Consider the following 20,908-nt stretch of genomic DNA (forward strand, 5'->3'; position numbering starts at 1 on the left):
CGTGTACTATACAGTTGGTGATGCTTACTAAACAGGCATCTATAGTTTATGTAGCCTAAAACTTATTGTGCCTTCCGGTTCGTATACGTCATAACATTTATACACGGCCAAATGAAACAGGATTCTACTACCATAGTTGAACCAGTACCAGCTCAACCCCATAAGCTTAAAGAACTACCGGCCACTGCCATCTGCGGAAATGATATCACTTCGTCGTGTTTGTATGTATCTGCGTTGGCCATTATTTATGCGGGGCAGTATGCCTGGGTGGCGCTTTTAATGGTTGGCGGGGTGCTTTTCCTGTTCCGGAGTATTTATGGCGAAGTAGTAGGGGCATTGCCTTTAAACGGGGGAGCTTATAATGCCTTGCTGAACACAACCAGCAAAAGTACGGCTTCGCTGGCGGCGTGCCTTACCCTGTTATCTTACATGGCTACGGCCGTTATTTCTGCTACCGAAGGCATGCATTATGTCCATCATCTCTGGGAAGGGCTTCCGGTTTTTTACGCAACTATAGGGCTGCTGGCTTTTTTTATGGGCTTAACTATACTGGGAATCGGCGAGTCGTCTATTGTTGCGGTCATCATTTTTATCACGCATATCTCCACGCTCACGCTGCTGGTGGTAGTTGGGTTCCTGTTTTTGTTTAACCATGGGTTTGATACGCTTTCCCTTAACTATAGCCAGCCACTGGAGGGCAGCATTTGGAGGGCCTTGTTCTTCGGGTTTGCGGCGGCCATGCTCGGGATATCAGGTTTCGAGAGTTCGGCCAACTTTGTGGAGGAGCAGGCGCCCGGCGTTTTCCCGAAAACCCTGCGCAACATGTGGTTGGCCGTTACAGTCTTTAACCCGCTTACAGCTTTCCTGGCAATTGCTATTTTACCTATGGCGGCGGTTGCTCAAAACCAGACGGCTTTACTGGCTTACCTGGGTGAGGTGGCCGGCGGTAACTGGCTTGCAACTATAGTTTCGGTTAATGCAGCTATGGTGCTGAGCGGAGCCGTGCTAACTTCTTATGTGGGCGTAACCGGCCTGGTACAGCGCATGACCTTAGACCGCTGCCTTCCGCAGTTCTTGCTGCGCACCAACAAAAGGGGCTCGGCTTACCTGATCATGATCACCTTTTTCCTGCTGTGTGTTTCAATCCTGTTTATCACGGCCGGTGATATTGGCGCTCTGGCCGGGGTTTATACCATTGCATTTCTATCGGTAATGGCCCTGTTTGTGGTTGGGAATGTACTGCTGAAACTGCGCCGTAACCGTTTGCCGCGCCCGGTGCGCGCTTCGGTACTGGTGCTGTTCCTGGCAATTTCTGCAGTGCTGGCGGCGCTGGTAGGCAATGCTATTCTCAACCCGGCTTACGTATGGGTGTTTCTCAAATATTTTATCCCTACTGTTTCGTTGGTGTTCATTATGCTGTACCGTATCGAGCTGCTGATTTTTTTTACCTTTTTGGTCAGACAGATAGAGCGCCCGCTTAAAAAGATACTTCCCTTTAAATCGTATACTATAAAGCGCCTTATCCAAACCATACGGTCTCAGCAGTTTGTGTTTTTTACCAAAGGCGATAACATCGCGAACATAAATAAAGTGATGCGCTATATTGTAGAAAACGAACATACCAACCGGCTGAAGATTGTAAATGTGCTGGCAAAAGGAGAGGAGCCACCTAAACGGCTGATGCACGAAGTGGAAGTGCTGGACCTGGCTTATCCCGAACTGGAAGTGGATTTTGTGATCATCAGGGGTAAGTTCGGACCCAAACTAATTCAGAAGCTTTCCGCTAAATGGGGCATTCCTAAAAACTTTATGTTTATTGGTTCGCCCGGCAACCATTTCCCTTATGGCCTGGAGGAGCTTGGCGGTGTAAGACTGGTTATTTAATATGTGGGTTATAGTTTGGTAACTATAGCTTTGTCTTGATTTGAAAATAATTCTGTTACCAACTATAAGCAGACAACTGTCCTTAATTTAGGTTACCCAGATACCTGCTGAAGCAACGTGCTCACTTCTGAATGGTTGAGGTGGCGCCACTCGCCAAGCGACAGATTGCCCAGTTCCAGGGTCGAAATGCGGATACGAACCAGTTTTTCTACCTGGTAGCCCAGCTTGTAACACATTCGCCTGATCTGCCGGTTTAGCCCTTGTGTCAGGATGATGTTAAAGGTCGTTTCATTTACCTGCCTTACGTTGGCGGGCCGGGTTGTTTTGCCCATGATAACGATACCCGTTGCCAGCCTGTCTATAGCTTCGGGCGTTAACGGTTTGTCTACGGTTACCTCATATTCTTTTTCCTGATACTTTTCAGCGTGCAGAATTTTAAATAACGTATCGCCGTCATTGGTAAGTAACATAAGCCCTTCCGAGGCTTTATCCAGCCTGCCAACCGGGAAAATGGTTTGGCTATAGTTTAAAGCCTGCGACAGGTTGTTCTCGATCTGGGTATTGGTCGTGGATTCGATGCCGCGCGGTTTGTGGTAGGCGATGTACACATTTTTACGTCCTTCTTTTAGTACCTGGCCGTCCAGCTGTACTTCATCTTCGGGTAAGAGCACCTGGCTTACACTGCCTTTTGCGCCGTTCACCAGCACCCGCCCCGAAACTATAAAATCGATAGCCACTTTATTGGAAACCGTTAATTTCTGAACTATAAAATACTTGAGCGAGGTGTTAAGGGACTTCATTGTAAGACAAAACTACTGCGTAAATGATGAGCTATACCTGGTAGCGCTGTAAGTTAGCAAACCCTGGCTTTATTTTAACTGCCTGCCGGCACCAAAACCAATCTGATACATGGTGCTGTAACGCAGGCGATAACTGATGAATTCAAAAGCAGAGCAAAGGCGCCACGATAACAGTGCTGCAAGTAACTATAGTTTATGGGAATTAACCTTATCTTTAGCTATTGCTTTAAAATTTTACCCGCGCAAAAAACTACCCTGATGAAGAAACTTTTACTGTCTGTTCTGCTGCTCCTTCCGTTTGTGTTGCAGGCCCAAACAAAGGCCACCCCTAACCTGGTAAAATATGTAAACCCGATGATCGGTACGGCCAAAATGGGCCACACCTACCCGGGTGCTACCGTACCTTTTGGCATGGTGCAGCTCAGCCCCGATACCGATACGATACCTTACGAGGTAAATGGCAAGTATAACAAGGATGTATATAAATATTGCGCCGGTTACCAGCACGACGACAATACCATAGTTGGGTTCAGCCATACACATTTCAGCGGAACAGGGCATTCTGACCTCGGTGATTTTCTGATAGCACCAACTATAGGTAATCTGCAGCTAAATCCGGGCACGGAAGATGATCCCAAAAGTGGCTATCGCTCGGCTTTCTCTCATGACAACGAAGTGGCCGAACCCGCTTACTACAAGGTAAAACTCGACGACCATAACATACTGGCAGAACTCACGGCCAGCAACCGTGTGGGCATGCACCAGTATACTTTCCCGAAGTCGGATGAGGCGCATATTATCCTGGATCTGATGTCGGGCATTTATAACTACGACGGCAAAACCACCTGGACTTTTGTGCGCGTGGAGAACGACACCCTGATTACCGGTTACCGCCAGACCAATGGCTGGGCCCGCACCCGCACAGTATACTTTGCCATGGCCTTCAGCAAGCCTTTTTACCAGTATGGCAACAAAGAGTACTCAGAGGCACAGGCTTATAAAGGCTTCTGGCGCAAGTTCGACCAGACCAAAAACTTCCCGGAGTTTGCCGGCAAAAAGCTACGCGCTTATTTCGATTTTAAAACGACAGAAGGGGAGAAGATCAAAATAAAATTTGCCTTGTCGCCGGTGAGTACCGAAGGTGCCCTGGCCAACATGCGCGCCGAGATACCGCATTGGGATTTTGAGCGTGTGAAGCGCGAAGGGCAGACAGCCTGGAACAAAGAACTGAATAAAGTAGTGGTGGATGCTGGTAAAGGCGACCTGGTAAACTTCTACACCGCCATGTACCATTCCTTCCTGGGTCCAACTACTTATATGGATGTGGATGGCAAGTACAGAGGGCTGGATATGAACGTGCACCAGGCCAACGGTTTTACCAACTATACCAGCTTCTCGCTCTGGGATACATACCGTGCACTGCACCCGCTTTTCAACATTTTGCAGCCCGCCCGCAACAACGACATGATCAAATCGATGCTGGCGCATTACGATCAGAGTGTACACAAAATGCTGCCTGTGTGGTCGCATTACGCTAACGAGAACTGGTGCATGATCGGGTACCATTCTGTGCCGGTTATTGCGGATGCGGTGATGAAAGGAACGGCTAACTTTGATGCCAACCGCGCCCTGGATGCTTGTGTGCAAACTGCCCGCACCCGTTACTATGACGGTTTGGGTTACTACATGGATATGGGCTATGTGCCTGAAGACAAGAACGGATCATCAGTTTCTAAAACCTTGGAGTATGCTTACGATGACTGGTGCATTGCGCAGATGGCTAAAAAACTGAATCGGCAGGACATTTACGAAGAGTTCAGCAAGCGTGCGCTCAACTATAAAAATGTATATGATTCGAAGTCTGGATATATGCGTCCGAAGTTAAGTGATGGAAGCTGGAAAAAAGAATTTGATCCGTTGGACACGCACGGACAAGGTTTTATTGAAGGTAATTCCTGGAACTATAGTTTATACGTACCCCACGACCCGGCACAAATGATTGCCATGATGGGAGGCAAGACACGCTTTGCCCAACACCTCGATTCGCTTTTCACGATGGAACTACCGGACAGATATTTTGAAAATACAGAAGATATTTCCCGCGACGGTATTATCGGCAACTATGTACATGGCAACGAACCTTCGCACCACGTGGCTTATCTGTATAACTGGACCGACCAGCCCTGGAAAACGCAGGAGCGCACGCGCATGGTGCTGAAAGCCATGTATAAACCAACTATAGACGGCCTGGGCGGCAACGACGATTTCGGACAGATGAGCGCGTGGTACATCTTCAGTGCGTTGGGCTTTTACCCGGTAGCCCCCGGCTCCGACCATTATGCCATCACCAGTCCGGCAGTAAAGTCAGCAACTATAAATCTGGAAAATGGTAAGACGTTTACGATAGATGTGAAGAATCAGAAAGACAAGAATTTATACATCCAGAAAATGGAGCTGAACGGCCAACCTGTAAACCGCACTTACCTGACGCATGCTGAGATCATGAATGGTGGCAAGATTACCTTTTACATGGGCAACAAACCTAACAAAAAACTAATGGCTGTTGCTCCGTAGCTATAGTTTGAAAACTATAGAAACAGAAAAGCATCTCTGGTTGGAGGTGCTTTTCTGTTTCTATAGGTGGTTTAATTAACCCACCCATAATCCCTCTGAGGAGGGTAATAAGCAAAACATGGCGTGAGCGTCTTCTCCCGCAACGAACTATAGTTGGGCCCTTGGTCTACATGTGTTTCATACTTAAAGTATAAACCCAGCTATAGTTGCCCAGCAACAGCGAGTCTGGAGACTAGCATCCACAGAGCGTCACCGGTTGGATACCGGCGCCAGAAAAGACTCCATCCCCTGTTTTCAGGCAGGGCCGTTAAGTTCTATCAAATTCTCCCTTTGAGGGGAGCGCAGAGGGGTGTTTGCATTAGCGGGTGAATTTAAAACTGGCTAACAATTGGCATTCTGGCCCTGAATAACACCCCTGTAATCCCCTCAAGGGGATAGTTCTCGGCAGAACTTAACGGCCCTCTCCTTTTTGTAGGGGAGGGTTGGGGAGGGTTAATTCTCATCTTTCGAAAACGAATAAGGTGCAGATTCATCTTTTGTGCCCCGATTCTTATTTGGTGCAGCTCCCATCTTAACCTTCATTTTGCCACCATTCATAATGTCCTCATGCGAAATCCAGTTCTTCTCCAGTTTTTTTCCGTTCAGGGTGGCTGTTTGTATGTATCGGTTATCCTGGCTGTTAGCAGGGGCTTCGATCACGAACTTTTTGCCATTCTCTAACTGTATAGTTGCTTTTTTGAACAAGGGGGCACCCATTACATACTGGTTTACAGCAGGCGTAACCGGGTAAAAACCTAAGGCCGAGAAGATGTACCAGGCTGAGGTTTGTCCGTTATCCTCGTCGCCGCAGTAACCGTCGGGTGTTGGCTGGTACATGCGGTTCATGGTTTCGCGTGCCCAGTACTGCGCTTTCCAGGGTTGGCCGGCATAGTTGTACAGGTAGATCATGTGCTGGATAGGTTGGTTTCCGTGCGCGTACTGGCCCATGTTAGCGATCTGCATTTCCCGAATTTCGTGTATCACGCCACCATAATAACTTTCATCATACTTCGGAGGGAGGGTAAATACCGAATCCAGTTTGGCCGTAAAGTTCTGCTTACCGCCCATCAAATCTATCAGGCCCTGCACATCATGGAAAACGGACCAGCTATAGTGCCAGCTGTTGCCCTCGGTAAAGGCATCGCCCCACTTAAACGGATTGAAGGGTGACTGGAAGGTACCATCCTGGTTTTTGCCACGCATCAGGCCGGTAGCAGGGTCGTAGAGGTTTCTGTAGTTCTGGCTGCGTTTGGCATACAGGTCTATCTCAGCTTGCGGGCGCTTAAGCGCTTTAGCTAACTGGTAAATGGCAAAGTCATCGTAGGCGTATTCCAGGGTGCGGGCGGCGTTTTCGTTTATCTTTACATCGTAAGGTACGTAGCCGAGTTTGTTATAGAAGCTAACGCCAGCACGACCAATGGCCGTAATCGGGCCTTCGTTGTTTGCGCCGTGCAGCAGTGCTTCGTATAGGGTGTTGATGTCATAATCGCGAAGTCCTTTCACGTAAGCATCCGCCACTACCGAAGCAGAGTTATTCCCGATCATAATATTGGCATAACCCGGGCTAGACCATTCCGGCAGCCAGCCGCCTTCCTTGTAATCGTTCACCAGACCAGCCTGCATCTCTTTGTTTATACTTGGGTAGGCCAGGTTCAGGAAAGGATATAGCGCCCTAAACGTATCCCAGAAACCGGTGCCGGCAAAGCGGTAGCCGGCGTATGTTTTGCCATCGTAGGGGCTATAGTGTACAGGTTTGCCAGCTGCATCCAGCTCATACATTTTGTGCGGAAAAAACAGCGTGCGATACAGGCAACTATAAAATGTGCGCAGCTGCTCATCGGTACCTCCTTCCACCGTAATGCGGCTCATGGCTTTGTTCCAGAGCGCTTTTGCTTTCAGCTTAGTCGTCTCAAAGTCATCTGTTGCCAGTTCGCGTTTCAGGTTAAGCTCGGCCTGCGCCATGCTTATAAAAGAGGAAGCCACACGTAGGGTTACCTTTTCGCCTTTCGCGGTTTTAAACCCAACTATAGCTCCGGTGTGGTTGGCCGTTTGTTCCAGCTTATTTTTAACCAGCGTAGTATCGTGCCAGGTATAGGCTACGGTAAAAGGTTTGTCAGTATAAATAACAAAGTAGTTTTTAAAGTCTTTGGGGTTGCTGCGTGCGGTGCGGGTGGTATAGCCTATGATCTTGTTTTCAGAAGGAATAACCTTGATGTATGAGCCTTTGTCCAAAGCATCGATAACGATAAACGAACTGTCGGATTTGGGGTAGGTAAACCGGAACTGGGCAGCGCGTTCTGTAGGCGTAAATTCGGTAGTTACATCATGGTCTGCGAGGTATACGCTATAGTAGTAAGGCTTTGCAATTTCGGATTTATGCGAGAACCAGCTGGCCCGGTCATCTTCCCTGAACTTTAGTTTACCTGTAACCGGCATAATGGCAAACTGTCCGTAGTCGTTCATCCAGGGCGATGGCTGGTGGGTTTGCTTAAAGCCCCGGATCTTGTCATCATCATAAGTATAGGCCCAGCCATTTCCCATTTTGCCGGTTTGTGCCGTCCAAAGGTTCATGCCCCAGGGCACCGCCACAGCAGGGTAGGTGTTACCGTTAGATAAGCTTACTTTAGAGTCGGTGCCCATAAGTGGGTTGGCCAGTTCTTCGGGCTCAAAGCGGTGCTTGTTTTTCTGGGCCTGCGCAGGTAGCAGAAAGGCAAGTATAACTATAGGAAGCAGGAGGCAAAGCGGGTGTAGCAGTTTCTTCATCAGGCTAAGAATAGGGCTTAAAATGTGGTGATTGTTGCTATGGTAGCGCTTATAAATATAGTGGTTTATAGGTAAGGGTGTGTGCTTAACGTATAGTTTTAGCAGAACGCCTTTCCGGAGTTTTTGTGATTTGCCATGTAGCAGCAACTAATATAAGCTCCGTCACTCTGAATCTGCAGCAATTTAAGATCGGAAACTATAAAAAAAGCGCCTGGCAGAAAGATGTCTGCCAGGCGCTTAACAGGTAGTTATAGTTTAATTAGTTTGCAGTTACAGCCCGGAAAGCGTTCAGGCGGCCATAGCCATACAGGGGGTCACGACCCGGCGAGCCCAGGTCGTCGGCGGTGGCACGCATTCTGGCCAGCACCAGCGCTGGAGCCATTTGCCCACCGTTAGCCCCAACTATAAGCGCCGCTACACCAGCCGCATGCGGTGCCGCCATACTAGTACCTACCGACCAGTAATAAGATGCCTTAGTTGGGTCTAGGTTACTGCCTGTACTAAACACATAATCAAACACGTATACATATTGGCGAATGCCACCTATAGTTGCTATTTCGTTGCCTGGGTAAATATAGTCGCCGCCCGGTGCCGCAAACGTTACATCGGATATGCCATAGTTTGAGTAAGAAGACAGGTTATCCATAAAAGTTGTAGCAGGGTTTAGTGCCCAGCCCATTGGCGCTGTTGCCGAAATAGAAATAACGCTACCAGCGCCCGAAGGCAGGTGTACAAGCGATTTGTCGGTATTGCCGTTGTTGGCTTCGTTACCTGCCGATGCAATAACGGTTACCCCATTTTTAGTGGCATATTTGGTTACACGGCTCAGGGCGTTTAGCAGTTCCTGCACTGCCTTGGTGTCACTAACTATAAAGTCATCTGTCGGGTCGTCCGGGGTATCATTATCATCCAGAAACTTACCATTACGTGGTATAGCTGCCCCGATACTCATGTTGATCACATCGGCACCCTGTTGCGTGGCATGTACAATACCTTCCATTATCCAGGAGAAAGCACCTGAACCCGAATCGCGAAGCACTTTCACAAGTATTAGCTTCGCCTCCGGGGCTACGCCTATCGTACCAATGCCATTATCAGCAGCGGCTATAGTACCGGCCGTATGCGTGCCGTGGCTGCCTACACCCGATAGTGCGTATGTCAGGCCCTCGCCAGTTACAAAGCTTTTGCTTGCGCTCATGTCAATGTTCGGGGCCAGATCCGCGTGGTCGGTGTCAAAGCCTGTATCCAGCACAGCAACCCGCACACCCTGGCCACGGTAACCCGCGTTCCAGGCTTCAGAGGCTTTTATAGCTGCATGGCCCCACTGCAGGTCGAAATAGCGGTCGTTATCGCCACTGGCCGGTGGCGTGCCATAGTCTTCAAGCTCTACCACTTTCTGGTCTTCGGGCTTCAGCCATTGCACATTTATGTCGCGTACCACAGATCGCACCCCACTTATTTTGCTGGCTTTGGTTATAAAATTCGGATCTTCGGAATATACTGTTGCTACACCCGCCTGCGACAAAAGGCTTGTAACCTTGCCGTTTGCATTTCTGATCTGGTTCTCAAGGCCAGCCGGAAGCTTTTCGGCTGTAGACTGCACGATGTAATGCCTGCCCCGGAAAGTTACATTTGTTGCTACAGAGCCATCGGTAGCGGCGCTGACAGCGCTCTGACCAAGGTTATCAGCTGATACAAAATCTTCTTCCTGGCTACAGCCAAACAAGCCGGCAACAGCAAACAAAACCGGAAACACTACTTTTGTCGGTTTAAACTTCTGCATATCCATATGATATAATTTTAGGTGAAAAAATATATGAAGTTATTTAGTGCGTATTGCGCTGGCCTGCTTGCCAGGATGATGTGGAGAATAATACGGATATATTGAACTATAGTAAGGTATTGATTATCTTTAACTTAGATTTATATGGTAAACGTACCTGAAACGCGGGTGAAAGGTCAGGTTATCTAGTGAGAAGCAAGTAGTAATAACCTCGCCCGAGCCGGACTTTGCGGTGCTGGCTACAATGTGCAGGCATTGTTACTGATGCGACGAGTAAGGACTGTAAAAATGGAATTGAAGAAAAGAAAGATGCACCCGGTAACCGGAAGTGGCTGTTTTACAAAATTATAGTTGTGGGTTATTTTAATAAGGTGTAAACGCTCCGCTAACACCTCAGGGTAGGGGAATTGGTAAAGTATGGCGCGAGTGCCCACACCCCGAAATTCTTTGGTATCCGCAACTTGTATCGAACTATAGTTGAACTTCCTGCTCGGTTCAATCTTCAGATTCGACTTTATCGTTTGCCACCGAAATCATTTCTGCGCCATGCCCTCGTCACGAACTTCTACGGAGTGTAAACTACCTGCAATCTATGGCCGAGTTAAACTATAGTTCGACGTGTGTCGCAACGTTCAAACTATAGCCTACTATAGATAAGGCATAAATTACCTTCCCGCAAGGAGCAGGGTGGGTTATTTTCCTGTACAAAAAGCAGCTCTAATCAATCAGGAACATGGAAATACTTAAAATTCAACTATAAACCCTAAAGTAGGTACCAGGTTGCCATCGTTGTCTTTTAGAATTACCGGTATAGCGTTACTGCCATCCGGGCGTAGCGGGTTTCCGTCGGTGGTAGCAAAGCCGGTGTTATCTTCGTTGCGCTCAAACGTATAGCGGTCGAAGCCGGGAGTTTTGCTGCTTAGCACGTTGGCAATATCCAGGAACAGGTCAAGCGTTACGCGGTTAATGGTCCATTTCTTATCGATCCTTACATCGAGTTGGTTAAAAGACTTCAGGCGTTCAGAGTTAAGCCTGCTGTAATCCAGGATACCCACACCCAAAGAGGCGTAGTTTCTGCGGGAGGCTTCGAGGTCAAAAGGCGTAGAGGGTGCACCGCCGGCGTATCTGTACTTGGCTCCAAACTCCCAGTTGCGGGGTAGCTTTTTGCCCACCAAGCCCGAAACCAGATGGCGGTAATCCCAGGCGCTGGCAATATAGTTTCCGTCCAGTCCGGCAAATTCACTCACCACATAGGTGTAAGACAGTACCGAAAATACGGTGCCTGTCAGCTTTTTCTGCACATAAAACTCTGCCCCGTACGCCCGGCCTTGCCCTGTAGTTGTAACTGCTTCGTTGCCAATGGCACCAAAGTCACCGCCCTGGTTTGCCAGCGAAATACCATCCCGAACAGATACCGGGTAATGGCTGTAATCTTTATAGAAACCTTCCAGGGTAAAGCGCAGGTCCTGGCGTGGTAAAAACTCGGTACCCAACACGTAATGAATAGATTTGATATAATCAGCCTGCTGGTTTAGGTAGGTGTCGTTAGCGCGATAACCCAACACAGTGTATTGCGGCAGTTTGTAATAAATACCTGAAGATGCGTTTACCGTCCATTTATCGTTTAGCAGGTAGGAGAGCGCCAATCGTGGCGATAAGGTTTTCAGGGGATTGCTGCCTTCGTCGGTAAAAGAGTTCATATCGGTTCTGAGGCCAAACGATAGCCCTAAACGGTTATCCAGCACCGACCGGGCAACCTGCCCGAATGCTCCGTACCGGAAGAAATCCAGGTCTGTGTTATAGTCCAGGGTAATGCCGGGCTGCACTACGTTATTCTGCTCGTCGCGCAGCTCTTTCCGGATAACGCTGTAAATATTGTTAGTAAACTGCACATACTGCCCCGACAGGCCATACGCGTATTTCCAGCCGTTTTTATACATATTTACGTCCAGGCGCAGTTTGTTTTCAGTTTCGCGGGAGTTGGTGTTTAGCGTAAGCGCTCGGTTTTCTCCTTCTTCGGCCGCCTCAAACTTGGTCAGTTCATTATCGAAAGCATTGCGGCTCAGGGCCAGGTTCACGTAGCCATCTGTTACCAGTCTTTTTACTGCCACGCCGGTGGTATAGTTCCACTGGTTTATAGATGGCACCGAACGCAGGATGTACTCATTTTCGGGAGTGCTTTTGCGCGGCACTCCGAAGGCAAACTCATCAATAGCACCTACCCCTATAAAAGACACAGAGGTTTTGTCGTTTAGTTTATGATCTACTTTATACTGAAAATCCCAGTAATTCGGGCGGATAGGGAGATCGAGAAGCTTGAACAGGAACTGCAGGTACGACCTGCGCGCCGACAAAAGATATGTAGTGTTGGCCCCCGCAGGCCCTTCCAGGGTAGTGGCAAACTCCGAACCGCTCAGGCGCACATTGCCCGAAAAACGCTCCGGGTTGCCGTAACGCTGCCTGAACTCAAACACCGACGCCAGGGCATTATCGTAGCGTGCATCAAAAGCCGAAGAGCTTACTTTCAGATCCTCTACAAACGATACGTTAAGTATGCCGGTAGCACCACCTGCACTGCCCTGTGTGGTAAAATGGTTTATTAGCGGAATCTCGATGCCATCGAGGTAATACACGTTTTCTGAAGGAGCGCCACCGCGTATGATCAGGTCGTTGCGGCCGCCGCTGGTGCCGTTGGTAGCTACACCTGGCAATACCTGTACTACTTTGGAGATATCGAAATTGCCGCCCGGGTTGCTCCGAATCTCCTCGGTCGTAAGGCTCTGTACCGATAGTGGCGTGATAAGGTCGGCTACAGCGGCGCTTTGCCTGCGGCTGGATACTACTTCTATTTGTTGCAGTTCGTTAGCGGCAGGCACCATTTCAAAGTTAAGTATCTGCACGTTGCCTACCGTTACGTTCACGTTAAACCTGGACTGTAGCTGGTAACCCAGGTAATTTGCCTGTATAGTGTAACTGCCCACTGGTATACTTTCTATCCTGAAAGCGCCTTTTTCGTTGGTTACAGAACCGAACTGGCTGCCGGTTACCTGCACCGAAACCCCGATTAAGGGCTCCTGGGTGTTGCGGTCGCGCACTGTGCCGGTAATTACGCCTGTTTGCGCCAGTACAAACGTTGGCACTAAGAAAGCAATCAGTAGTATAAGTTTCATGTTTACAAGTTTCTGCCAGTAATGCACGTATTACAGACTTCTTATAAAATTGTTTCCGGTTCCGGTAAAACTACTATTTTTAAAAATAACTATAGTGCCAGTAGCAGGCTTTACGTTATGGTTGCTATAGTTTATAGTTGCCAAAAAGCTGGATGCCCAGTTCATCTTTGAACATTTACCCGTTCATCTTACAGATTATATGCACAGCTTCCATTAATTTTGCCGAGCGCATCGGTGGTAATCCTGGTCAGGGAGCTAGCATACCTCCGGAGCTTTAAACTATAAAAACAGGTTGTGAGCGGTCTTTCTTTTGATTTCAGTAACAGCATTTTAAACAGGGTTGTGGTTTGTTGCATGCTTATAGTATGGTGCGTTACGGGTGCTTTGGGCCAGGCAACATCGCTTTCTGACAACTACCAGCAGGCCCGTAACCTGGCATTTGAAAAGAAAGACTATAAAGCGGCAATAAACCTTTGCCAGTACATTTTGCAACAGGATGCGGGCTACACAGATGCTAAAATATTGCTGGGCAGGCTGTATTACTGGAACGGGAACCCAGACTCCGCTATAGTTATACTTGACGAAACCTTTGCTCAAAACCCTGCAAACGCGGATGCCGCCCTGGCGCTGGCTGATGTACATTACTTTGAAAAAGACTATACCCAAGCGCTGCTGTATACCTCTAAAGGATTGGCGCATAACCCACAGGCGCGGGAGCTGCTGACGCGCAAAGCAACCATACTGGCAGCATTGGGCAACTATAAACACGCCCACCAACTCACCGATAGCCTTTTAGTTACAGAACCCGGCAACAGCCAGTTGCAGGCCCTGCGCGCGCAGCTAAAAGAGTACAGCTATAGTTCGCGGGTTGAAGTTACCTATGATTATACCTACTTCGATAAGCAGTTCAGTGATGCCTGGCACCTGGCAGGTTTGAGCTATGGAACACAGACAAAAGCAGGCCCCGTAACGGCACGCATCAGCTATGCGAACAGGTTTGCCACCAAAGGTTTACAGTTTGAAGCCGAGGCCTACCCTAAAATTTCGAAGACGTTTTATACCTACACCAACATCGCTTACTCCAAAGACCTACCAGTGTTCCCGACTGTTCGGGCTGGTTTCTCTTTATTTGCTAATCTGCCGAAGGCCTGGGAAGCGGAAGGAGGCTTGCGTTATTTACATTTTGATGACGATGTGTGGGCGTACACGCTTGCTGCCGGCAAGTATGTGGGCAATTTCTGGGTAAATGGCAGGGTTTATCTTACAGAAGGCACTTCCCGTTTGGCCAATGCCTATAGTTTAACCACACGCTATTACCTGAAAAGCGCTGACAATTATGTTTCGGCTATAGTTGGCTGGGGTGTGTCGCCGGATGACCGCGCGCAGGCAATAAGGCTGAACACTGCCAGCAACCTTAAGACTTTTAAAGCAGGTGCCGGCTACAGATTTACCCTGGCTACAAGGCACGTGCTGGGCATAAACGGCGTGTACGAAAATGTAGAATACCAGCCGGAAACAAAAGGCAACCAGCTTCAGATCTCAACTCTATACCAGTTCCGGTTTTAAGTGGATGCGTTAGGTGTCTGCGGCACAGTGTTAAAGCCCTGCCTGGTCATTTCGCCCCACGATTTTTTCTTGCGCAGCAGGTCCACGATGCCTTTTATAGACGACCACACCACAAACGGGTGAAACAGGAACGGCTCTGCCAACGCGGTAACTATAAGCTTTCGTAGGTCGCCCGGTTTCCGGTACTGGTTAAAGGTAACTACCTCCATCAGTATCGCAAACGTAGAGAACAGCCAGCCGAATAACAGGATAAATGCCGTTAGCACCAGGAAGAAAGACCAGTTTATCAGTCCGGCAAAGGCAAGTACCAGGAACAAGACAAACCCTGTAAACTCGATGACCGGTGCCAGCAATTCGTAAAATAGCCAATATGGGTAGCTCATTAAACCAAGTACGCCATACTTCGGGTTAAGGAAAAGTTTGCGGTGCATGTTCAGGGTTTCGATGGTGCCGCGCATCCAGCGGTTACGCTGCCTGCCTAAGATCTGGTAAGAGGCAGGGGCTTCGGTCCAGCACAAGGGGTCGGGGATAAAAGCTACTTTATACGGTATGTTGCGGTCTGCCATGTAGCGGCGCATGCGCACTACCAGTTCCATGTCTTCGCCAACGGTGTTATGATTATAGCCGCCAGCCGCAATGGCCACCTGCCTGTCAAAAGCCCCGAAAGCGCCCGAAATTAACAGCAGCCCGTTCAGGTTGCTCCAGGCCATGCGGCCCAACAAAAACGCCCGGATATATTCCAGCGCCTGCGCCCGGGGCAGGTACTCTTTTGGCAGGTTTATGTCCATCAGTTTGCCGTTTTTAAAGACACAGGAATTGGCAATTCTCACCACGCCGCCTGTGGCAATTACCTTCTTCCTGGTTTCATCCATAAACGGTCTCACCAGTTTCAGCAAGGCATCCTGCTCCAGTATACAGTCCACATCTATGCATACTAAATACTGGTTTTTCGCTACGTTAATACCTGCATTCAGCGCGTCGGCTTTGCCACCGTTTTCCTTATCAATAACAAGTAGTTTGTGGTATACCGGGTTGGTACTTTTATAGACGGCCTTTACGTTTTTGGTTGCCAGCTGCGGCGCATAATCCAGATGGGCAGGTTCCAGGTCGTAGGCTTGTATCAGCTTGGCCATAGAGTCGTCTTTGCTGCCATCGTTTATCACAATCAGCTCCAGGTTGTTATAGTAGATGCTCAGCAACGAGCGTACATTCTCGATGATGTTGGCCCCTTCGTTATACGCGGGAGCCAGTATGCTTACCGATGGTGCCTGAGCCGAAGAGGCCAGCAGGTTATAGTTGGTAAGCCGGCTGCGGCGCAGGTATTTTACTGCTTCAACTATAGCCAGGGAGCTTAAAAAGATGTAGCAGCCAAGCATGGAAACAGCATATAACAGCATCCCATAATGAAACAGATTGTATAAATGCACCATGAAGTGTAAAAGGCTAAAAGTATATTGATGGGTTATGATTTAAGCTTGCTGTTGCAGGTGCCGGATCGCTTTTTCTACGGCCAGTCGCATGCCCTCGTCGGGTGTTTGCCGGAGTTGGTGCAGAAAAGGGAGGTCGTTTGTTGTGCCTGTTTTAAGCAGCCCTGACAGAATGTTTAATTGCAAAGCTTTACTGTTTTCGGAAGTATAATGTGTGCGTAGCGCCAGCGCGGCCGGTGCTGATGGTATCTCGCCCAAGCACGAAATGGCCTGGCTGCGCACCAGTTCGGATGGGTGACTGAGGCAAGTGATCACATCCTCCTGAAACTGTGTGGCGTGCTGCTCGCTTATTAGCTTTAAAGTAAACTGCACCACCGTAGGGTTAGGCGAAACCAGCCAGCTTCTGACCATTTCGGGGGAAGGTATGGGTTGATTGGCCAGTAGTTGCAGCAGTTTTGCCTGGTGATATTCTGTTAACGGGTAAGCCAGTTGCCTGAAAAACGTAAGCCCGGCATAGCCTTGCAGGTATACCAATGCAGTTTGTGCCTCCATGCGTACCACCGGGTGGCGGTGCTGGGTTAAAGTATAAATTTCGGGTAAGTAGGCTTTTTGCTCCATAGCCGCCAGCTCCTGTATGCCTTTGGCTTTTAAATACCATTTGCTGCTGCGCATGTCGTGGGCAGACAGGTTGCCGAGGTGCAGTTGGTTAAAAAGCTGTTGTATGTTATCGCCCGACTGCCCACTCAGGTTATCTTTTAACCGGATAAGCTCAGACAGTAATGCCCTTCGTGCAAAGCGCTTTTGCAGTAACAGGGCTATAGTTGCAGGTATCTCAAAATCAGTTTTTTTGTCTTCAGGCTCGTGCAGAATGATACTTACCAGCCATTGTTTAAACTGGGCCTGCAGGTGCTTTTGCCGGGAGGCCTGTTTACTTTTGGCAAGCATAATAAAAACCATAGCGCTGATAAGCCCCAGGATGATACTTGTAAAAACAGCAATGGCTATGTAAAACAGCTCTATAGCTGTAAAACTATTCAGTTGCTGAAAGGCGCTTTTTAAAAATGTAGTCACAGGCAGTTACCAACTATAGGTCAGGAGATTCGCATCGCAAAACGTTTTACCCGCAGGGCAAGTTCATTCGGGCTAAAGGGTTTCGTGATGTAATCGTCGGCTCCTAAAGTAAAGGCCTCTAACACAACGTTTTCCTGGCCCATTGCAGAGAGTACGATAACCGGTATCCTGGCATTCAGCTTTTTTACAAAACTCAACACCTCCAGCCCCGATGCAAAGGGCATCATAATATCGGTTATGACCAGGTCTGGCATAAAATCACTGAGTTTACCTAAGGCATCCTGCCCGTTGTCGGTACTTATTACCTCGTGGCCGTCTTTGGTCAGGCGAAGCTCCATGGTCGCCAGCGTTATTGGTTCGTCTTCTGCGATCAGTATTTTCATGGGAGGTTAGTTGCTCGTTTCTAAATGTGCAAGAGAGGCTTCCACTTCTGCTACTATGGCTGGCATCAGTGCCTGGCAATTTGCGCTGCACTGTTCCAGGGCTGGCACAAACACGTTCAGGTGCTGCTGGGCAGGTGCATTTTCTTCTATCGCAAGCATTAGTTGGTGTACTTCTTCTATATGGATAGCTGACAGACTGCCTTTGGTTTTATGGGCTTTTTCTAAAAACGCTGCTTTGTTGTTGGCAGCAGCCAACGCTGTCAGTTCCTGCAGGTATACCGGCATGTTGTCGGAAAAGAGCGATAGGATGCGTTTTACATATGTGGTATTCTTCAGCTCCAGTAACCGGCTTGCATCAAAGGCTTTGGCCGTAGTTGGCATGTGCTGCTCTGTTATAGGCGGTGTTGCTATAGTTCTTGTTTCGTCGGCAAGTGGTATAAAGCGCTCCAGGGTGCGGGCCAGGTCAGCGATGGAGAACGGTTTGGCCATATAGTCAGAGGCGCCTATCTCCAGGCAGCGGTCGCGCTCGTTGCGCAGTACGCTGGCCGTTAACACAACTATAGGCGTCTGCAGTTGCAGGGTTTGCCTGATGTAAGCTGTAGCCTGGAAACCGTTCATCAGCGGCATGCGCAGGTCCATGAAAATAATATCAAACGTTTCGCCGGTCTGTAGTATATCCACTGCCTCCTGGCCGTTGTTTGCGATCACTACCTCTAAATGGTGCTGCTGCAGCGTAGAAGTAAGCACCGCCTGGTTTATGTCGTTGTCTTCTACTATTAAGGCGCGTTTGCCGCTATAGTTTTTGCGTGGTGGTTCCGCTACGGCCACATGGCTGGTGACGGCTATAGTAGCGGTTTCATCGGCTATCGTATAAGGAATAGTAAAGGTAAAGGTCGTGCCCTTATCTTTTATACTTTCCACCTCAATAGTGCCACCCTGCAATTCTATCAGCCTTTTGGTAATAGCAAGACCCAAACCGGTACCGCCATACTTGCTCGAAATATCAGTAGACTCCTGTGTGAAATTATCGAAGATGTATTGCAGTTTATCGGTGTCAATACCAATGCCGGAATCGCTTACAACAAACTCAACTATAGCCTGCTCCGGAGTTTCGCTTTGCAGCGAGGCCTCCAGACGCACAAAACCTTTTTCGGTAAACTTTATGGCATTGCTCAGCAGGTTATTCAGTATCTGATTTAAGCGGTGCGGGTCGCCGTTAAGGTAGCGAGGAATAAACGAATCGGCAGCTACGGCCAGCTTTATACCTTTTTCTTTCGCTTTCTCCCGGAACAGCAGGGCAGTGCCGGCAATGGTATCATTAAAGTCAAAATTAACGTGGTCTATAGTTAACATACCCGCTTTTATTTTTGATAGGTCTAAGATGTCGTTAATGAGATTGAGTAGAGTGTCGGATGAGCGCTTTATAACCTGTAAGCGGCCTTTCTGGTCTGGTTGCAGCGACGAAGACGTTAACAGCAGGTTTACCATGCCTATAATACCGTTCATCGGGGTGCGCAGCTCGTGGCTCATGTTGGCCAGGAACTGTTCCTGCAGGCGCTCTGCTTGTTCTGCATTTTCGCGGGCCTCTACCAGTTGTTGCTGGTGCCGTATCTGCTCAGTTATATCTTTAAACAGCGTACAAATACCAAATAGCTGCTGCTGCCTGTCGTAGAGCGGGAATTTTATGATCTCCATTTCCAGTACCTGCCCGTTTTGCAACACCACCTGCTGCTGCCATTCTTTCGAGTGTAAGCTACCGGCCTCGTGGCTGCTATAGTTTTGTGTAAACTCGTGCAGTACCTCGGCATCATCTAAAACAATACCCAGTGAGCTGTCCGGTTGCTGGCCAGGTTCAGGTGCGAACAGGTCAGTAAAGGCTTTGTTTGTAAAGATCTGGTTGCCCTGCGTGTCTTTTATCAGGATGGGCTGCGGCGAATAGTCAAGTATAGCTTTGAACCGCGACTGGTATTCTTCTTTTTCGGCGTTTGCAGCCTTTACCGCTTCCTCGCTTTTTTTGCGCTGGGTTATGTTTTTAGATGCACAGCAAATACCTATAATGGTACCGTCGGTATCTTTTACAGGGAAATAGGTAGAGTAATAATAGGCTTCCCCCTCATCGAGCATAAACGTGCGCTCCACATCCACTTTCTGGTCGGCAAGTACCTGGTCGTAAATAGCGCGCAGCCTGGTTTTAAAGGCAGGCTCAAAATAATCCAGGAAGTTATGGCCCGGTTCTGAATCAAATCCATAGCCCTGCTTTATAATCATTTTGCTATGGTCGTTCAGCAGTACCAGCCTGAAATCGAGGTTGAGGAGATAAATGGCTTCCTGGGAGCTGCTTAGTATAGCCTGCAGGTTTTTCTCTGATTCTTTCAGCTGTAGTTCGGATGCCTTGCGCTGCGAAATATCCCGGATACTGGCAATCAGGATGTTGCCTTCATACGCATTTACCAGGTTAAGGCGCACTTCAGCCGGAAAAGCTGTTTTGTCTTTTTTCAGCACCAGCATTTCGCGGCTGCTGTTGTTGGCTATTTGCCCCGCCAGTTCTCTCAGGTTTGTAAAATCTTCCCCAACTATAAGTGCCGAAATCGGGGTGCGCAGTACTTCCTGCTGACTGTAGCCAAACAGCACTTCGGCGCGGTGGTTAAACAGTACAATTTCGCCTTGTTTGTTAAAGCCTATCATGCCATCGGGGCTGGCCCTTAGCAGGGCTTCAGAAAAAGCTTTTTCGGTGCGTAGCTGATGGTTGGCCAGTTTTCTTTCGCGTTGCTGTTCCCAACTTTTCCAGATGGCATATACCAGCAAAATTATAAATACGATAATGCCTGTAAGCAGCACCCGGTTGGTAGCCAGCAGTGCATTTTCGTTTTCCTGTTTGCGTTGCGTAAGCTCCTTTTTGGCGTGCTGGTGCATTTGCTGGGCAAAGTACCTGATCTTATCCATGTACTTTTTACCAGCGTTGGTACTAAAGGCCTGCATAGCCGCAGCTTGGCCACGCTCGCGTTTTAGCCGGATAATGGTTTTAGAGAAGTGGGCCTTTTTATAAAGATAAAGGGTTAGCGAATCGAGGTTTTGGGTCTGGATCTGGTCGTTCCTGGTTTGGTTTTTCAGCTGTGCTATAGTTGCGTCCAGTACCTGCGATGCCTCCAGTAAGGGCAGCTCGTATGCATCCGAGCCCGTAAGCAGGAAGCCCCTGGAGCCGGTCTCGAAATCTTTTGCCAGCGATATAGTTTTTTCGATCTGGTATATCTGTTCCTGGGCACGCAGTACCCATTGGGCTATTTCGTTTTCGCGCTTCAGGTTGTAGGAAATGCCATAGATAAGCGCTGCAAAAATAAAAATGCCCGATGCCAGACCCGTTAATAAGCGCCTATTCTCACTTGTTATAGTTTTAAGCTCTTTTAATGTTAGCATGTAGTGTATGCGTTATCAGAGATTTTTGGGTGCC

The 20,908-nt window shown here is 48.5% G+C and carries 12 protein-coding genes; 3 read left to right on the forward strand and 9 right to left on the reverse strand.

Annotated elements, in window-relative coordinates:
* The first annotated feature begins 111 nt into the window (after nucleotides 1-111).
* Entirely contained in the window at nucleotides 112-1,884 is a 1,773-nt protein-coding gene (locus GWO68_RS05595; protein WP_162345429.1) for an APC family permease, read from the forward strand.
* Between the two features lie 92 nt (nucleotides 1,885-1,976).
* On the opposite strand, the gene GWO68_RS05600 is transcribed toward GWO68_RS05595, so the two are convergent.
* Nucleotides 1,977-2,684: a pseudouridine synthase gene (locus GWO68_RS05600; protein WP_162345430.1), complete on the reverse strand. Its 708-nt coding sequence runs from the start codon at nucleotides 2,682-2,684 to the stop codon at nucleotides 1,977-1,979.
* Between the two features lie 258 nt (nucleotides 2,685-2,942).
* Here GWO68_RS05600 and GWO68_RS05605 point away from each other — a divergent pair, with 258 nt between their 5' ends.
* Nucleotides 2,943-5,258: a GH92 family glycosyl hydrolase gene (locus GWO68_RS05605; RefSeq protein ID WP_162345431.1), complete on the forward strand. Its 2,316-nt coding sequence runs from the start codon at nucleotides 2,943-2,945 to the stop codon at nucleotides 5,256-5,258.
* Between the two features lie 492 nt (nucleotides 5,259-5,750).
* Here GWO68_RS05605 and GWO68_RS05610 read toward each other — a convergent pair whose 3' ends face one another.
* From GWO68_RS05610 to GWO68_RS17890, 4 genes are all read right to left on the reverse strand, one after another.
* Nucleotides 5,751-8,060, reverse strand: coding sequence for a GH92 family glycosyl hydrolase (locus tag GWO68_RS05610; RefSeq protein WP_162345432.1), 2,310 nt, complete (start codon nucleotides 8,058-8,060; stop codon nucleotides 5,751-5,753).
* 259 nt (nucleotides 8,061-8,319) lie between these two features.
* Nucleotides 8,320-9,843: a S8 family peptidase gene (locus GWO68_RS05615; RefSeq protein ID WP_235941953.1), complete on the reverse strand. Its 1,524-nt coding sequence runs from the start codon at nucleotides 9,841-9,843 to the stop codon at nucleotides 8,320-8,322.
* 743 nt (nucleotides 9,844-10,586) lie between these two features.
* Nucleotides 10,587-13,013 (reverse strand): TonB-dependent receptor, encoded by a 2,427-nt coding sequence (locus GWO68_RS05620; RefSeq protein WP_162345434.1) that lies wholly within the window; start codon nucleotides 13,011-13,013, stop codon nucleotides 10,587-10,589.
* A gap of 30 nt (nucleotides 13,014-13,043) precedes the next feature.
* Nucleotides 13,044-13,178: a hypothetical protein gene (locus GWO68_RS17890; protein ID WP_262887472.1), complete on the reverse strand. Its 135-nt coding sequence runs from the start codon at nucleotides 13,176-13,178 to the stop codon at nucleotides 13,044-13,046.
* A gap of 189 nt (nucleotides 13,179-13,367) precedes the next feature.
* On the opposite strand from GWO68_RS17890, the gene GWO68_RS05625 reads away from it, so the two are divergent.
* Nucleotides 13,368-14,579 carry a YaiO family outer membrane beta-barrel protein gene (locus tag GWO68_RS05625; protein WP_235941954.1) on the forward strand — a complete coding sequence of 404 codons (1,212 nt, stop codon included), beginning with the start codon at nucleotides 13,368-13,370 and terminating at the stop codon, nucleotides 14,577-14,579.
* Here GWO68_RS05625 and GWO68_RS05630 read toward each other — a convergent pair.
* Genes GWO68_RS05630 through GWO68_RS05645 form a run of 4 tightly spaced genes read right to left on the reverse strand, consistent with a single transcriptional unit; the run spans nucleotide 14,576 to nucleotide 20,874 of the window.
* A complete protein-coding gene (locus GWO68_RS05630; RefSeq protein ID WP_162345436.1) occupies nucleotides 14,576-16,009 on the reverse strand; it encodes a glycosyltransferase family 2 protein in 1,434 nt (477 codons plus the stop codon). The two genes, GWO68_RS05625 and GWO68_RS05630, sit on opposite strands and share 4 nt — an antisense overlap.
* 39 nt (nucleotides 16,010-16,048) lie before the next feature.
* On the reverse strand, nucleotides 16,049-17,077 hold the full coding sequence (locus GWO68_RS05635; protein ID WP_162345437.1) for a HEAT repeat domain-containing protein: 1,029 nt from the start codon (nucleotides 17,075-17,077) through the stop codon (nucleotides 16,049-16,051).
* 20 nt (nucleotides 17,078-17,097) lie between these two features.
* Nucleotides 17,098-17,460 carry a response regulator transcription factor gene (locus GWO68_RS05640; protein WP_162345438.1) on the reverse strand — a complete coding sequence of 121 codons (363 nt, stop codon included), beginning with the start codon at nucleotides 17,458-17,460 and terminating at the stop codon, nucleotides 17,098-17,100.
* Between the two features lie 6 nt (nucleotides 17,461-17,466).
* Nucleotides 17,467-20,874, reverse strand: a complete 3,408-nt coding sequence (locus tag GWO68_RS05645) for a PAS domain S-box protein (RefSeq protein WP_162345439.1) — start codon at nucleotides 20,872-20,874, stop codon at nucleotides 17,467-17,469.
* Nucleotides 20,875-20,908 lie beyond the last annotated feature (34 nt).

Source organism: Pontibacter fetidus (assembly GCF_010119545.1).
Lineage (GTDB): Bacteria > Bacteroidota > Bacteroidia > Cytophagales > Hymenobacteraceae > Pontibacter > Pontibacter fetidus.

Bases quoted from the DNA above. Each gene is read 5' to 3' on its own strand.
- GWO68_RS05595 (WP_162345429.1), top strand. From the start codon at position 112: ATGAAACAGGATTCTACTACCATAGTTGAACCAGTACCAGCTCAACCC.
- GWO68_RS05600 (WP_162345430.1), bottom strand. From the start codon at position 2,684: ATGAAGTCCCTTAACACCTCGCTCAAGTATTTTATAGTTCAGAAATTA.
- GWO68_RS05605 (WP_162345431.1), top strand. From the start codon at position 2,943: ATGAAGAAACTTTTACTGTCTGTTCTGCTGCTCCTTCCGTTTGTGTTG.
- GWO68_RS05610 (WP_162345432.1), bottom strand. From the start codon at position 8,060: ATGAAGAAACTGCTACACCCGCTTTGCCTCCTGCTTCCTATAGTTATA.
- GWO68_RS05615 (WP_235941953.1), bottom strand. From the start codon at position 9,843: ATGCAGAAGTTTAAACCGACAAAAGTAGTGTTTCCGGTTTTGTTTGCT.
- GWO68_RS05620 (WP_162345434.1), bottom strand. From the start codon at position 13,013: ATGAAACTTATACTACTGATTGCTTTCTTAGTGCCAACGTTTGTACTG.
- GWO68_RS17890 (WP_262887472.1), bottom strand. From the start codon at position 13,178: ATGAACTGGGCATCCAGCTTTTTGGCAACTATAAACTATAGCAACCAT.
- GWO68_RS05625 (WP_235941954.1), top strand. From the start codon at position 13,368: ATGCTTATAGTATGGTGCGTTACGGGTGCTTTGGGCCAGGCAACATCG.
- GWO68_RS05630 (WP_162345436.1), bottom strand. From the start codon at position 16,009: ATGGTGCATTTATACAATCTGTTTCATTATGGGATGCTGTTATATGCT.
- GWO68_RS05640 (WP_162345438.1), bottom strand. From the start codon at position 17,460: ATGAAAATACTGATCGCAGAAGACGAACCAATAACGCTGGCGACCATG.
- GWO68_RS05645 (WP_162345439.1), bottom strand. From the start codon at position 20,874: ATGCTAACATTAAAAGAGCTTAAAACTATAACAAGTGAGAATAGGCGC.